Below are 15162 nucleotides of genomic sequence, written 5' to 3' on the forward strand. Positions count from 1 at the left end.
TTAATACAGATTAACAATATAGAGACAATACATGAGAAGAAAGAATATTTTAGATATAGATAGAACTTTTCATTGTTCTATCATCGGAACCTGCCTCTCCATCGGAGAAACGAAAAGCTTACTAGAAAAGACCTACAAGGTAGATCTAAAGGATTACACCGATTATCAAATACACAGTGAAGCGGTAAAATGCCTCGGCGAGAATTCAAAGCTCAATGGTAAAATAACAAACAAGTTAAATCAAAAATTTGCAGCTCCTCTCTTTCAATCTATGAGAATCGATAATGAGAATGATCTTCTCTTTTTTTGGGAAGAGTCCTTTCAAAGGGGAGACATTGCAGGGGCGTATTGGTCCTTATTATCCCATCCCCATTGCACGGAAAAAATTAAGGAAGTTATTTTCGGAGAAGTCCACATGATGTCCCACAAAGCAGGGGCGGACATTCAGAAAAACAAATTAGAAAGAATCTCCCTTAAAACAGAGTTATCAAAAACACTTGAAGACATTAAAGAACTAAAAACAAGCCTTAATCGATTACAAAAAGAACGAAATGAATATTTTTGTCATAAAGAGGAATTGATAATTGAAAATCAGAATCTTAAGAATAAAGTCCGTACCTTAACGGACTTGAACCAAGAAGTTAAGACTAATAATGATTTAGAATCTCAATTAGCTCTTAGTCAAAAACATAACCAACATCTTAAAGACAAATTAGCTCAATACAAAGAAACTCTTCTAAGTATGGAAGAATATAATAAGCTTTTACAGTTGGAATGGTCTCAAAGCCAACAGAAGGAATCCTCCTGTCAAGAAAGTTGTCCTATTTTTGGTAATTCTGATCTACAAGGTAAAAAGGTTTTGTTAGTAGGAGGGAGATTATCAATGATCCCCTATTGCAAATCATTGGTGGAATCTATGAATGGAGAATTTACTCATCATGATGGAGGTCTGGAACAATCCTTTCATTATCTTAAGAATTTAACATGTAGTGCTGATGTCGTTGTCTGTGCTTTGGATTGCGTCAGTCATGGGGCAAGCCACTGTCTTAAGAAATACTATAACGACAAACTTCAAAAACTGGTGATGCTCAAAAACTCAGGATTAACCTCCTTTGCTACGGAGCTAAAGAAAGTAGTATGACCCTCACTTACCCCATAAGAAGCAAGGAGGGCCAAAGGTTATATCATTTTTAAGCGGCTAACATGGCTTTAAGAAACCATAAATTCTTGTTGTATTCACTACTATGGTCCTCCATCATATTAGCAACAGCAAAACTATCCTCTTCTGAAGCTGATTTCCTTATATGGAGAGCCTTTGTCTTGAGTATATTTAAGTCAGATACTAAATGATCCAAGACCTCCTCTACAGTAAATGCCCTGGGAGATTCTTCCTTAACATCAGTAATCTTAAGGTACTCTACCATTGTACTGGCAGGTATCTCACCAAGCATTTTTAATTCTTCTGCTACTGCATCATACTTTTCAAAAAGGTCTTCATACAACTCTTCTGTGAACTTGTGAATGCTTACAAATTGCTTTCCTACTACATTCCAGTGTAGATTGTGAAGCTTCACATTCATAACTGCTAAATCCGCCAAATAACTGTTCATTTTTTTCACTGTTTCCATTTGTTTCTCCTTCATTACACTCTATATATACTATCTATTATCTCTCTTGTGAAATTGTTTATATCGAAGCTATATATTGCTATAAACTATCAATTAACACCTATAGAATTCTTAAAAGGGGTATTGCCATTTTTTATATTTGTGTTATCATACATACAACACTTGAGCAACTGTTCAAGTGTTAAGGATGGTGTTTATATGAAAACAGAGTGTTGTGTTAACAAGGAGAATGTAGATTTTGTTGAGGATAAGCTCATTCCTGAAGATGACATCGTTGACATATCAGAATTATTTAAAATACTAGGGGACCCTACAAGAATGCGCATTGTTGCAGCATTACGAATAAAAGAATTATGCGTAGGAGACTTGGCCGCTCTCATGGAAATATCATTATCCGGAGTGTCTCACCAACTACGTTTACTAAAAAAAAGCAGGATTGTTAAAACAAGAAGAGATGGAAAAATGATCTACTACAATCTTGACGATGCCCATATCGAATCTATTATCGACATTGCCAGATTACACATCAAAGATTAAGGAGGTGATGTTATGGTCGAATTAGAATTACAAAACCTTAACTGTGCTAATTGTGCAGCTCAAATAGAAGAGTCCCTCAAAACCAAAGAATATCTAAAGGATGTTCAATTCAATTTTACAACAAAAAAGTTGACCCTTCATTCAGAACTTCCCCAAGAAGATTTAAAGAAAAATATACAGAAGGAAGTGGATAAGATTGAAGAAGGGGTCTATGTAGACTGGTATAATTCCGGGGAAATAAAGAAAACAAAACCTTTTAAGATCACTAAACATATACCTCTAATACTGGGAGTCATAATCCTGGTTCTGGCCAAGCTCTCTGTTTTTTCACAAGTTATCAATACAGGCTTGTTTGTGATGGCCTATCTTCTGATCGGCGGAGATATTGTTCTACGAGCCATCAAAAACATAACAAAGGGTAATGTCTTTGATGAAAATTTTCTTATGAGCGTAGCGACTATAGGGGCCTTTATCCTTGGTGAATACACAGAAGCTGTGGCTGTTATGCTTTTTTACAAAGTGGGAGAAGCTTTTCAAGATTATGCCGTCGACAAAAGTAGAGATAGCATCAAGGCTCTTCTCAATATAAAAGCCGACTTTGCCAACCTCATCACAAATGAAGGTATCAAAAAGGTTGATCCCTCTGAATTAAGATTAGCTGATAAAATTATTGTCAAAACAGGGGAGAAGATTCCTGTTGATGGAATCATACGGGAAGGAAACTCAACATTAGACACTTCTGCACTGACAGGGGAAAGTTTGCCAAGTTACAAGACAATTAATGATGAAGTACTCAGCGGATGTATAAATTTAGATTCCACTATTACTATTGAAGTCACAAAGCTTTTCAAAAACTCAACTGTTGCACGTATACTTAATTTGGTAGAAAGTGCCACTTCCAAGAAAGCCAAGACAGAACAGTTCATTACTAAATTCGCTAGATATTATACCCCTTTTGTTGTTTTTGCCTCTTTAGCTGTGGCGATCATACCAAGCGTATTAGGACTAGGTAGCTTCCAGGAATGGATATCTAGAGCTTTGATTTTCCTGGTTATCAGTTGTCCCTGTGCTCTTGTATTAAGTGTGCCCTTAGGTTACTTTGGCGGACTTGGAGCTGCCAGTCGAAAAGGGATCCTGATCAAAGGTGGCAATTACCTGGAAGCTCTCAACAATATAGACACCGCCGTATTTGATAAAACAGGGACTATGACAAAGGGAAACTTCAAGGTGGTAAAAGTCGAGGGTGCCAAAACTCTGGAAATGGCAGCCCTATTAGAACAATACTCGACACACCCAATCGCACAATCTATTATAAAAGAATGGGAAGGTTCATTATCAGATCATGTAATATCTGATATTAAGGAAATTCCCGGTCTTGGTATGACGGGAATACTGGAAAACAAAGAGCTTTTAGTAGGAAACCATAGATTACTTGAAAGCAAAGACATAGCTATATCCGAATGGGATAAAAACTTCCCTGGTTCTGTTGTTCACGTTTGTTATGGGCAAGACTATTTAGGAAGCCTATATATTGCTGATGAGATTAAAGACAATATGACAAACTTTACGTCAGATCTGAGAAAAACAGGTATTAAATCGATCTTCATGTTAAGTGGTGATCAAAAGCAAATCGCCGAATCTGTGGGTAAAGAACTGGGTTTTGATGGCGTTTATAGTGAGCTTCTCCCTCAGGATAAGTTATCCATATTGGAAAAAATAATGGATGACAAGAAGAAAACTCTCTTTGCCGGTGATGGTATTAATGATGCCCCTGTATTAGCAAGAGCTGATTTAGGAGTTGCAATGGGAGGAATAGGGTCAGATGTCGCTATTGAAGCTGCTGATATAGTTATTATGAACGATGATCCTACCAAACTACTGGACGCACAATCCATAGCAAGGAAAACCAGACGTATTGTCATGGAAAATATTATTTTTGCGCTACTAGTGAAAACAACCTTTCTTGTGGCAGGAGCATTCGGTATGGCCACCATGTATGAAGCCATTTTTGCCGATGTCGGAGTCGCTCTGATTGCAGTACTTAACTCTATGAGAGTACTAAAAATATCCTAATATCAAGGCTAGGATAAAATACAGTTGTACTTAAGTTAATTTTTTTTGCTTGAGTACAACACTTCATCCCTACTAACTGACACACTAATCATTAGAAAGCTCACGATCAACAAATCACCTAATTGCATCAAACAGAAAAAAGTATTGAAATAGACAAGTGCAAAAAATTGAGGACTTACTTAATATAGACAAAAAGGAGTTCATATTTGAAACTAATCATAACCTACCTAAAGAAGTATTGGATCTATGCCCTCTTAGCCCCTTTTACTATGGTCATTGAAGTAGCCATGGATCTTTTACTTCCCACCATTATGGCTCAGATAGTAGATGAAGGAGTGGCTAAGCAAAACATTAATCTGGTGTTTACCCTGGGGAGCAAAATGTTAATTGTTACCATCATATCTTTTATGGGAGGAGCTTTGGCAGCTTACTTTGCCAGCAAAGCTTCCACAGGGGTGGCACTTAGTCTAAGGGAAGACCTTTTTAGTAAAGTGATCAATCTGGAACATAAAGAAGTTGACAAGCTTGAATCAGGTAATATCATAACAAGATTGACCAATGATGTTACCCAGATAGAAAATACATCTGGAATGCTGATCAGGATGATGGTTCGAGCTCCCATTCAAGTAATAGGAAGCTTAGTACTGGCGATCATGATCAATAAAAGACTGGCCCTTCTCTTTCTTATTTTTGTACCTATTATTATTTGTTTAGTGACTTTACTATTGAAAGTAGCACAGCCTCTTTTTTATAAAACACAGAATCAAATTGACAAGTTAAACAACCGTATACAAGAAAACTTATTAGGCCAACGACTTATCAAAGCTTTTGTACGAGAAGATTTTGAAAAGGAAAAGTTCCACACAGTCAATGTAGAGTTGACAGATATTAGTATCAAAGCAGCTAAAACAATGGCTTTTATGAATCCAATAATGCAATTAATATTAAATACTGGCATCATCCTCGCCCTTTGGTATGGAGCCAAGTTAGTAGATTCAAACTTGCTTAAAGTAGGTAGTTTAATAGCCTTTACCAACTATTTAAGACAACTTTTGTTCTCTCTGATGATGCTGAGCTCGGTAATGATTCGATTTAGTCGAGCAGAAGCCTCTTCCCAGCGTATCTATGAGATCCTTAATACTCCTGAGAAAAAAACCGAGGATCTACCTGTATTAGAAAAGACAAAGGGTCAATTTGCGTTTAAAAATGTTAGCTTTTCCTACACGAAACAAGGAGAACCTGTATTAAAAGAGATTAGCTTTACCGCAGAACCTGGTCAGACAATAGCCATATTAGGTGCTACCGGTTCAGGTAAGTCCACTATCGCCAAGCTCTTACTGGGTTTCTATACACTGGATGAAGGATCCATTACTATTGATGATCAAGACATTAGTCAGATAAATCCCCAATCCCTCAGAGAGCTCATAGCCTATGTGCCCCAACAAACAACTTTGCTTTCGGGAACAATAAAAGACAATATCCTCTATCACTATCCTGAGGAAGAAAGAGAATCACTCCGACCTATCATGCAAGAATCAGCCCAGGCCGCGAAGGTTAGCGATTTTATTGATGATTTACCCCACACTTATATGACAGATATTAATCAACGGGGAGTGAATCTATCTGGAGGACAGAAACAACGAGTTACTATTGCGCGAGCACTAGCCAAACAATCATCCATCATAATCATGGATGACGCCACTAGTGCGGTAGATACGAAAACAGAAAATGCCATCAAAGAAGCCTTGAAAAAGGGACAAAAGACCAAAAAGACAACGCTCTTAATCGCACAAAAAATAACAAGTGTCATGTCTGCTGATAAGATAATAGTATTAGATGATGGTTCTATTGAATCCATAGGAACTCATGAAGAATTGTTAGCCCAAAGCCATATCTATAAAGAAATATTCCAATCCCAAATAGACACGGAAGTAGCCTAATGAGCACAGATAATAAACAAATACCTCCTACAATGGGCCGAAGACATATGCGTTACTTCGGACCTAAAGAAAAAGCCAAGAACACCAAAGGAACAATAAAGAGATTAATCACCTACCTCCACAAGGAAAAAAGTCCTTTGGTTATTGTAATCATTTTAGTGTTCCTAAGCACCTTATTAAATATATTAGGCCCCTATCTAATGAAAGAGGCCATTGATAATTACATTATAGCCGAAATCAATTTGCCAGGATTGGGACGCTTACTTTTGTTGATGTCAGGAGCTTACCTAAGTATGTCTGCTGTCGTTTTATTACAACAAAGACTCATGATAGATATAGCTCAGAAAGCAATTAAAAACCTCAGAACAGAGGTCTTTGCCAAATTACAGACTCTGACAATACGTTACTTTGATACCCACTCCTCTGGGGACCTCATGAGTCGTATGACTAATGATATTGATAACATCAGTACAACATTATCCCAAAGCTGTTTAGATCTGATCTCAGGTTTTCTGAGCATCGTGGCTGTAACGCTCATTATGATACTTCTCAATTGGCAACTGGCTTTGATTTGTATCACAGTCATCCCCCTTGTTCTCCTGTCAACAAAGTGGATTGGAACTCATACACGAAAAGGATTTAGGGCGAAGCAGAACTACCTGGGGCAATTGAATGGAATGATTGAAGAAAATATATCCGCCTATTCCCTTGTAAAAGCTTTCGCAAAGGAAGACGAGATCTCTAAAAACTTTCATGAAACAAACCATAAGTTAAGACAAGCTTCCCATCATGCGAATGTTTCTTCGGGAATTATGGGCCCTTTGATGAATACGATGAATAACCTGAATTATGGGGTAACAGCTTTTGCTGGAGCTGTATTAGCTATACAGGGCGTTGTTTCTATAGGAACAATAGCAGCATTCCTCAACTATACAAAACAATTTTCCCGACCTTTAAATCAGATTGCTCAACTGTATACGATGTTTCAGTCTGCATTAGCGGGAGCAGAAAGAGTCTTTGAGATACTCGATCAAAAGCCAGAATTTAGTGATCCTGAAGAGGCTATCCAGTTGGAAGAAATAAAAGGAGAAGTAATCATTAAAGATCTTCACTTTCGTTATTTGCAGGATATTCCCATTATTAAAGGGATCAGTATCACTGCAGAACCTGGGCAGACCATAGCTCTCGTAGGTCCCACAGGTGCGGGAAAAACCACAATTATTAATCTGCTCACCAGGTTCTACAACTTCCAGGAGGGAGAGATATTCATTGATGGCGTGGACATACATAAAATAAAGAAAGAAAATCTACGCCAGTCCCTGGGAATAGTACTTCAAGACACCTTCCTCTTTTCTGGTACAATCATGGATAATATTCGCTATGGACGTCTGGAGGCCACAGAGAAAGAAATCATCGAAGCATCCAAAATGGCTAATGCCCACCAATTCATTCATCGTATGCCCAGGGGATATCAATCGTTAATCACAGGAAATGGGGCTAGCCTAAGCCAGGGACAGAGACAACTTATTGCTATAGCAAGAGCTATCCTAACAAATCCTTCCATACTTATTCTTGATGAAGCAACATCCAGTGTTGATACACGTACAGAAATTCACATACAGGAAGGAATGCTTAAACTCATGGAAGGCCGTACGAGCTTCATCATAGCTCACAGACTAAGCACAATCAAAAAGGCAGATAAAATATTAGTAATGAAAGAGGGCCAGATCATTGAGCGAGGAAAACATGATCAGCTTTTAGAACAAAAGGGTTTCTATCATGACCTCTATTATGGTGGTTTTGGTATCGAATAGGATAAAATGAAGAAGTCAGACCTTATTGAATTAAAGGTCTGACCTACTCTTACTCGCTTATATAAGCTGTATAGGTTTGGTAATCTTTATTCCCAACAGTATTCTGAGAGAATAATTCGATCTTGTAAGTTCCAGGTAAGAAATCTTTTCGAAAAGATTCTTCTTCTGATACTTTTTCCCCATTGATGTACCAATAATGGATATTAGTTTCTATAGTCTCATCTGGCTCATCAGCATCTCCATAGTAGGTGTCAAAGTAACCTTCTAATTCTACAGTCTCATCACTACTACCATGATAATCTTGAGTACCACCACCAGACCAAGTGCCTGTAATACTCAGCGCACTTGATAAATAGGTTTCCGAAGTAGCGTCGAAATAAGAGTCCATCTGAATATCTTGATTATCAGTATCTTCAGTATAAGTTAATGGTTTGGAACCTGCATATCCAATCAACTCTCCATTGTCAATCTGTCCATTGTTGTTATCATCCATAGTTGCAGAGACATAATAGAATCCAGTTTTTAGATCAGGAATAGTATAACTTAAAGATTCCTTGCCGGAATACTCAATAGAGAGGGTCTTTACAGATGGAGGGAAAGCTCCAGTTGAACTATCATATGAGCTCAGATCCAATACTGATAAAAGAATCTTTCCATCGACTCTCTCATAAGTAGGTTCAATAGTTATTGTCCCACTAATAGAAAAAGAACCTTCATCACTAGACTTGTCTTCACTAGACTTGTCTTCACTAGTCTTGTCTTCGCCAGACTTGTCTTCACTAGGTTTATCTACTACTGATTTTACATTGTCCCTCACATTGGTTTGAGTTGCAGAATCATCATTCACAATTTCACAGGAGAAAAACAGTAAGACAGAAAAGCAAAGTGTTAGTTTAATGAATTTAATTAACATCTTATTACCTCTTTATTTTTTTTCTAATTTTACTCATATATATTATTTTGTATAGTAGAATATAAGCTCTACCCCCTTTTTATAATAAAGCTCTATCCAGTAGCTAACAAAACTTTTAGACTATGAACAAAATATGGTGGCTTTGATTTTGAATAGGAGAAAATAAAGAAGTCAGACCTTATTGAATTAAAGGTCTGACCTACTCTTACTCGCTTATATAAGCTGTATGGGTTTGGTAATCTTTATTCCCAACAGTATTCTGAGAAAATAATTCTATCTTGTATGTTCCAGGTAAGAAATCTTTTTGAAAAGATTCTTCTTCTGATACTTTTTCCCCATTGATATACCAATAATGGATATTAGTTTCTATAGTCTCATCTGGATGCTCAGCATCTCCATAGTAGGTGTCAAAGGAACCTTTTAATTCTACAGTCTCATCACGACTGCCATGATAATCTTTAGTCCCTCCACCACCAGACATAGTGCTTTTAATACTCAACCTACTTGATAAATATGTTTCCGAACTAGTCTTTGTTTTATTATAATAGTCCATGTAAATATCTTGATTATCAGTGTCTTCAGTGTAAGTTAATGGGTCGAAACCTACTCCCCCACACAATTCATCATTGTCAATCTGTCCATTCAGATTATCATCCATGCTTGCCATTATATAATAGGACCCGGTTTCCAAATCAGGAATTGTGTAACTTAAAGATTCCTCGCCGGAATAATCAATAGAGATGGTCTTTGCAGATGGAGGTAAAGCTCCAGTTGAATCATCATATAAACTCATATCCAATACTGATAAAAGAATTTTTCTATCGAATCTCTCATAAGTAGATTCAATGGTTATGGTCCCACTAATGGAAAAAGTATCTTGTTCACTAGTCTTGTCTTCACTAGTCTTGTCTTCACTAGTCTTGTCTTCACTAGTCTTGTCTTCACTAGTCTTGTCTTCACTAGGTTTATCTACTACTGATTTTACATTGTCCCTCTTATCGGTCTGAGTAGCGGAATCATCATTCACAATTTCACAGGAGAAAAATAGTAAGACAGAAACACAAAGTGTTAGTTTAATGAATTTAATTAACATCTTATTACCTCTTTAATTTTTATTTCATTTTTGACCATTTATATTATTTTGTATAGTGAAATATAGACTTTGACCCTTTTTATAATAAAGATCTATCCAGTAGCTAACAAAACTTTTAGACTATGAACCAAATGAGGAGTATTCATGCGGAAGCTATTGTTTATTGTACTTATAACGGCAGTATCAGCTTTGTCCTTTGGACAAAATAAGACTGAGTCAGAATCGGACCTTTCCTTGGCCTTTGGCTACGGAGATAATTACGAAATGGCCGGAGTTGATGCTACCTTTGATCATACATGGCCACTTTTTCAAAAACCGGGAATCCTATGGGACAAGACTAATATCAAATTAGGTATTAAGGAAACCTATGGCTTTGTTGTCAATTCATTCAATGTTTTTGCAGAGATTACTCCTATTGCTTTTTTTACAATACGTGCAACTGGTGGTTACGATCACTATTTCTGGACAAGTCAGTTCAAAGGAGGATTACGTCCTTTAACAGATAGTGCTTTAACAGCATGGAATACAAAGTATAAGAACGAATCGTCTTTGACAAAAAACTTTGATTGGACGGACTCTGATTTCTTATATGACAACACAACTCACAAAGATGGTGGTGGTTGGACCTATGAGATGGCCCCATCACTACAAGGTCAAATGGGTTCTATCGCAGTCCAATACACTTTTAGCTACAAATATTATGACTACTCAGAAGCTGGTAAAGAATGGATGTTTAATTATATGGAAAACAAAATTATGAAGTCCCGGGATTCTATTATCTACAATGATGCTAAGGTAGCCTATACTTTTACAGAAACATCTTTGGAAAATGAAATACTCGCCGGACTCGACTACCATAGTACTATACCTTTATCTAGCGATATGAATACTCATAGCCTCTATGCCTTCTTATATGCAGAGCCTCACCAACTAAAAAGAGGCCTCCAACAACCATTCTTTGGGGCGCAACTAGGAACGCATATTATAGATCCTGCCCCAAGCATAGAAGGTTCCTTGTCCTGGTCAATCTTTATAGGAACATCTCTTAAATTCTAGCTTGCCAATAGGAAGTGATTTTTTGCCTCATTCTATTCACTCCATGTAGGCGGGATAAGTTATAGGTCCTGCCTAAGGGAGGAAGAAGATCGGACGGCCAGGATCCCTGTTCAACAAGAGCCCTCACCTGTGCTATAAGACCGGACGGAAATAATTCTTCCAAAATTGAAGAATCAACAGACAAACTTGCTTTTAATATAGTAAAAAAAGTGCCTATAACATTATCTGCACTTGTAAAGTCCATAGTTTCAAGCTCTAGAGAAGGAGTATCCCCCTCATAAAAATCCGCAATGAGACGAAGTTCTCCAAAGGTTAAATAAGCCCATTGTCCACAAGCCTCTAGTGGGAGATTAGTCACATCACTAACTCTGTCATCAGGATGAAAAGGAAGCAATCCCCAGGAGAGGAGGCCCTTTTTGGGTTCTGCCATGAAAGATCTCAGACTAAGACGTTCTTCCCTAATAGTATCCCACAAATCTTCTACGGGATAAATCTCAGACATACCCGGAACTACCATTCTTATTAAAGTGAAGACATCGATATCCTGTTCCCAATACAATACGCTATGATCCCCCAAACATGATCTTAGATAGTTCCATTCCTCTTCTCTGGAACCGACAACTCCCCACTGTTCAAATTCAAAGCTTGTATTGGTATTGAAAAAAGAATAAGGAACAAGACCTACAGAATTGATAAAATGACTTTCCAAGTTAACAGGATCACTACAGGCTTCTTGGTCAGAATGGGGCCAAACCAGATCATCAAGATTTTCAAAATCTCGACCTTGCATTAACTCTGTTAGAGTTCTTTCTACTGCAACAGCAGGATTAGGATGAGCACCAAAACTCAGCATTATCTTACCAGTGCTCTTGTGAATCAATACCACACAAACAACAGGATAGCCCTTTCCCAAACTGGAATCGAGAACTCTTAGTTCATAACCATGACTATCAAAGCTAGAGGAAATATCATCCCAGGAAACCCATTTCCTTAATTCATCTATAGGGAATTCAGGAAGAGAATAACCATTTTTAAGGATTTCAAAACGAACATAACGCTCAAATATTTCACTTAAGGCTTGAACTTTAGCCTCCAATGAGGAATTACCAATACTTAATCCATTGGACACATATAATTCTTTTAGAAGGGATGTTGGAACCTTTACCGAATGACCGTCCCCATCTAACATAGGGAGTAAACTTATACGAGGAGCTCCATCCCATACAGGATCAATGAGGTCTTTTGGTTCCAGTAAATGATGAGGATCATAATAAGACCAAAGTTTTTTATTCAAACATTGGTCTAAAGTAAAATCACCAAGACTATGGACTTCTTCATTATAAGCGATGGAGTAACCTTCAAAATGCGGATAATCTGCTAGAAAAAAACCAGTGCCTAAACGTTCCAGGAATTCCGCATAAGCGCTCACAAGGCAAGCCAAAGAAGAACCTCCCTTTCCATTCGAATAGAGTTTAGAATCTGGATCTTCCAGATGAACAGACCATAATCCTGGTGCAGGATTAATGAGTTTCTTTTCTTGGAGATGGAATCCAATATTCTTAAAGAAGGTTTTTAATTTATCTAGGGATTCTTCTAATCCTCTATCTTTCCCTGGTATATTCGACATGATTACTCCTCACTGGTCTAATAAGTTGTCCACATCCTCCCCCTACTTTACGCCCTCTGGAATCTCTAATCCGGCATGGGAGCTTAGCTTCCTGTGCCCATTTAAAAAAGCGATGTCCTTCTTCATAGGTACATTTTGGATTATGAGGGATAAAGTTTAATAGGATAGGCATGTTTCCTACAAACTCTTTTAATTCCTGAATATTTTCAATTCTATCATTGACCCCAGGTATAATGACATATTCTAATAAGATTTTGTCACGAGTCTTTCTTAAAGGATATTCCATCAAAGCTTTTTTTAATTCCTTTAGTGGGTAAATCCGGTTAATAGGCATTAGTTTCTGACGAATCCCATCATTGGAAGCATTTAGACTTATGGCTAATCGAATCCTATGGAAGAGATCTCCCTCCTGGGCAAGCTTTCCTAAGGCCATAATGCCTGGAATCACTCCAGAAGTACTTATGGTGATTCGTCCTTTGGGAATATTAAAGCCATGAGGGTCTGAGAATAGCTGAATGGCTTTCACAAGGGCATCAAAGTTATCCATTGGTTCCCCCATTCCCATAAACACCACATTCCTAATGCTTACATGATATGTCTCTTGTGCCATTATTAGTTGGTTAATGATTTCTTGAACTGTCAAATTACGGACAAAACCCATCTTAGCAGTGGAACAAAAAGTACATCCCCTTTGACAACCGACCTGTGAAGAGACACATAAGGTATTGTAGCTTTTCATAGGAAGGATAACAGATTCAATCTGATGTCCATCACTTAAGGTTGTTATGAACTTACGTGCTTCTTTCTCCATTCTATTAATGCTTATACTGAAAAAAATCCCATAAAACAATAACAAAGCCTCAAGGAATTGACTTTTTTAGCTATTTATTCCTATAAGTTAGTTACCTGCAGATGCCGGACCCGTCATGCTAACGATATCTGCCTAGGAATTCTTGCGAGGAAGATCGCTTATGGGTTTTTAGGTATATGTCGTTAGGACACCTCCCATGGGATCTCCTCATGAATCTAAAGGAGATTATGAGTGTTAGGATGGATCCTCTACCGACGGAATGAAACGGAAATCAAACCGGAAATGTATGAAATACAATCATTTCTGTCAGAAGCAAGCCTTCAAAATATTGAACTTCGTATACTAAAACCAGAACAAATTGACCTTATTGTTACACAAGAGGATAGGAAAAGTATTCTCATTGATGGAAAAACGGAGCCTTTACCTGATTTTGTTTTACCCCGAATGGGAGCAGGAACGACCTACTTTGCCTTAGCTGTCATTAGACACCTGGAGCGTTTAGGAGTTCCTTGTTTCAACTCATCTGCGCCTATTGATTTGGTTAAAGACAAACTTTTTACCCAACAGATTCTTGCAGAAAAATCCTTACCGGTCCCCAAAACTATGTTAGCGAAATTCCCAGTAGATTTTGACCTAATAGAGGACAGAATAGGGTTTCCCATCATACTCAAAACCCTATCAGGATCACAAGGAAAAGGAGTCTTTTTATCAGAAAATAAGAAGAGCTTTGAAGATCTGATTCAATTGATAGAAGCTACAAATCCTAAAGCAAACATCATCCTTCAGGAATTTATAAAAGACAGCTATGGACGAGATTTAAGAGTCTTTACCCTGGGAGGGAGAGCTGTCGCCTGTATGGAAAGGAGTAGTACCACTGATGGATTCAAAGCTAACTTTTCTGCGGGAGGAGAAGTGCGTGCTTATGAACTAACTCCTGAAATAGAATGGCTAGCTTCTGAAGCTTCACGTGTATTGGGATTAGATATTGCCGGAGTGGATCTTTTATTTGATGGTAACCACTTTAAAATCTGTGAAGTCAATTCCTCTCCTGGATTCGAAGGATTAGATCAGGCTTGTAATACGAATGCTGCCAAAGAGATTTTCCACTATCTCAAAATACGATTGGGAATATTTCCTTCGAAAAAGAATCAAGGAACAGCGGAATGATAGACTCATTGGAATGGACAGAATGGAATCATCTGAACGATATGGCTAATAATGTTGATAGGGAGATTTGCCAACAAATGGCAGATCTGTTGGCACGTAATTATCGTTCAAGTAATGATGGGGAGATCTATTCTAACCCTGAGTTAGAATACCTCATATCTAAGAAGTCAACTGATAAAATTGCTCTCCTTTGCAGTAAGAACTACACAGCCTTCTGTCAAAATAAAGAAGGAAAAGTCATAGCTTTTGGCTTATTGGTACAGAATGAAAGATGGGAAATCAAATACCTCAATGTTGATCCTGACTATAAAGGCCAGGGCATAGGCCGGAGAATTAACAGCCTCCGAGAAGAAACTGCAAAAGCCCAAGGAGTGAAAGAGATTTATGTGGAAAGTCTCCTCTTTCCTGGAACTCTTGCTTTCCATAGAAGTAATGGATACTTGCGTATTCCCAGTCCAAAACCTTTGTACTATACAATCCTCATGAAAAAGAACCTAGATTGA

General features: G+C 37.7%; 13 protein-coding genes. 8 read left to right on the top strand and 5 right to left on the bottom strand.

The window, feature by feature from the left end:
* The first annotated feature begins 31 nt into the window (after positions 1-31).
* Positions 32-1141: a DUF2325 domain-containing protein gene (locus K345_RS0111965; RefSeq protein WP_028974352.1), complete on the top strand. Its 1110-nt coding sequence runs from the start codon at positions 32-34 to the stop codon at positions 1139-1141.
* Between the two features lie 49 nt (positions 1142-1190).
* On the opposite strand, the gene K345_RS0111970 is transcribed toward K345_RS0111965, so the two are convergent.
* Complete coding sequence (locus tag K345_RS0111970; protein WP_028974353.1) at positions 1191-1628, bottom strand: Dps family protein; 438 nt, start codon at positions 1626-1628, stop codon at positions 1191-1193.
* A gap of 198 nt (positions 1629-1826) precedes the next feature.
* Here K345_RS0111970 and K345_RS0111975 point away from each other — a divergent pair, with 198 nt between their 5' ends.
* The 4 genes from K345_RS0111975 (at position 1827) to K345_RS0111990 (ending at position 7992) form a co-directional block, all read left to right on the top strand.
* On the top strand, positions 1827-2165 hold the full coding sequence (locus tag K345_RS0111975) for an ArsR/SmtB family transcription factor (RefSeq protein WP_028974354.1): 339 nt from the start codon (positions 1827-1829) through the stop codon (positions 2163-2165).
* Between the two features lie 12 nt (positions 2166-2177).
* Positions 2178-4238, top strand: coding sequence for a heavy metal translocating P-type ATPase (locus tag K345_RS0111980; protein WP_028974355.1), 2061 nt, complete (start codon positions 2178-2180; stop codon positions 4236-4238).
* A 206-nt stretch (positions 4239-4444) separates the two neighbouring features.
* A complete protein-coding gene (locus K345_RS0111985; RefSeq protein WP_028974356.1) occupies positions 4445-6178 on the top strand; it encodes an ABC transporter ATP-binding protein in 1734 nt (577 codons plus the stop codon).
* Positions 6178-7992 (top strand): ABC transporter ATP-binding protein, encoded by a 1815-nt coding sequence (locus K345_RS0111990; protein WP_211227884.1) that lies wholly within the window; start codon positions 6178-6180, stop codon positions 7990-7992. The genes K345_RS0111985 and K345_RS0111990 overlap by 1 nt, the downstream gene beginning before the upstream one ends.
* Positions 7993-8041: 49 nt before the next feature.
* On the opposite strand, the gene K345_RS0111995 is transcribed toward K345_RS0111990, so the two are convergent.
* Positions 8042-8905 (bottom strand): hypothetical protein, encoded by an 864-nt coding sequence (locus tag K345_RS0111995; RefSeq protein WP_028974358.1) that lies wholly within the window; start codon positions 8903-8905, stop codon positions 8042-8044.
* A 205-nt stretch (positions 8906-9110) separates the two neighbouring features.
* Positions 9111-9998: a hypothetical protein gene (locus tag K345_RS0112000; protein WP_028974359.1), complete on the bottom strand. Its 888-nt coding sequence runs from the start codon at positions 9996-9998 to the stop codon at positions 9111-9113.
* 144 nt (positions 9999-10142) lie between these two features.
* Here K345_RS0112000 and K345_RS0112005 point away from each other — a divergent pair, with 144 nt between their 5' ends.
* A complete protein-coding gene (locus K345_RS0112005) occupies positions 10143-11054 on the top strand; it encodes a hypothetical protein (protein WP_028974360.1) in 912 nt (303 codons plus the stop codon).
* On the opposite strand, the gene K345_RS0112010 is transcribed toward K345_RS0112005, so the two are convergent.
* Positions 11044-12681 carry a YcaO-like family protein gene (locus K345_RS0112010; RefSeq protein WP_028974361.1) on the bottom strand — a complete coding sequence of 546 codons (1638 nt, stop codon included), beginning with the start codon at positions 12679-12681 and terminating at the stop codon, positions 11044-11046. The two genes, K345_RS0112005 and K345_RS0112010, sit on opposite strands and share 11 nt — an antisense overlap.
* Complete coding sequence (gene rlmN, locus K345_RS20920; RefSeq protein WP_053228267.1) at positions 12656-13492, bottom strand: 23S rRNA (adenine(2503)-C(2))-methyltransferase RlmN; 837 nt, start codon at positions 13490-13492, stop codon at positions 12656-12658. The genes K345_RS0112010 and rlmN overlap by 26 nt, the downstream gene beginning before the upstream one ends.
* A gap of 231 nt (positions 13493-13723) precedes the next feature.
* Between rlmN and K345_RS0112020 the strand changes: the two genes are divergently transcribed.
* Both K345_RS0112020 and K345_RS0112025 read left to right on the top strand, forming a co-directional pair.
* A complete protein-coding gene (locus tag K345_RS0112020; RefSeq protein WP_028974362.1) occupies positions 13724-14659 on the top strand; it encodes an ATP-grasp domain-containing protein in 936 nt (311 codons plus the stop codon).
* Positions 14656-15162: a GNAT family N-acetyltransferase gene (locus K345_RS0112025; protein WP_028974363.1), complete on the top strand. Its 507-nt coding sequence runs from the start codon at positions 14656-14658 to the stop codon at positions 15160-15162. The genes K345_RS0112020 and K345_RS0112025 overlap by 4 nt, the downstream gene beginning before the upstream one ends.

Origin of the sequence: Spirochaeta cellobiosiphila DSM 17781 (assembly GCF_000426705.1) — a bacterium.
Taxonomy (GTDB): Bacteria; Spirochaetota; Spirochaetia; order DSM-17781; family DSM-17781; genus Spirochaeta_E; species Spirochaeta_E cellobiosiphila.

Excerpts from the sequence above, each read along its gene's own strand:
- K345_RS0111980 (WP_028974355.1), top strand. The coding sequence starts at position 2,178 with ATGGTCGAATTAGAATTACAAAACCTTAACTGTGCTAATTGTGCAGCT.
- K345_RS0111975 (WP_028974354.1), top strand. The coding sequence starts at position 1,827 with ATGAAAACAGAGTGTTGTGTTAACAAGGAGAATGTAGATTTTGTTGAG.
- K345_RS0111995 (WP_028974358.1), bottom strand. The coding sequence starts at position 8,905 with ATGTTAATTAAATTCATTAAACTAACACTTTGCTTTTCTGTCTTACTG.
- rlmN (WP_053228267.1), bottom strand. The coding sequence starts at position 13,492 with ATGGAGAAAGAAGCACGTAAGTTCATAACAACCTTAAGTGATGGACAT.
- K345_RS0111990 (WP_211227884.1), top strand. The coding sequence starts at position 6,178 with ATGAGCACAGATAATAAACAAATACCTCCTACAATGGGCCGAAGACAT.
- K345_RS0112025 (WP_028974363.1), top strand. The coding sequence starts at position 14,656 with ATGATAGACTCATTGGAATGGACAGAATGGAATCATCTGAACGATATG.
- K345_RS0111965 (WP_028974352.1), top strand. The coding sequence starts at position 32 with ATGAGAAGAAAGAATATTTTAGATATAGATAGAACTTTTCATTGTTCT.
- K345_RS0111970 (WP_028974353.1), bottom strand. The coding sequence starts at position 1,628 with ATGGAAACAGTGAAAAAAATGAACAGTTATTTGGCGGATTTAGCAGTT.
- K345_RS0112000 (WP_028974359.1), bottom strand. The coding sequence starts at position 9,998 with ATGTTAATTAAATTCATTAAACTAACACTTTGTGTTTCTGTCTTACTA.
- K345_RS0112010 (WP_028974361.1), bottom strand. The coding sequence starts at position 12,681 with ATGTCGAATATACCAGGGAAAGATAGAGGATTAGAAGAATCCCTAGAT.
- K345_RS0112005 (WP_028974360.1), top strand. The coding sequence starts at position 10,143 with ATGCGGAAGCTATTGTTTATTGTACTTATAACGGCAGTATCAGCTTTG.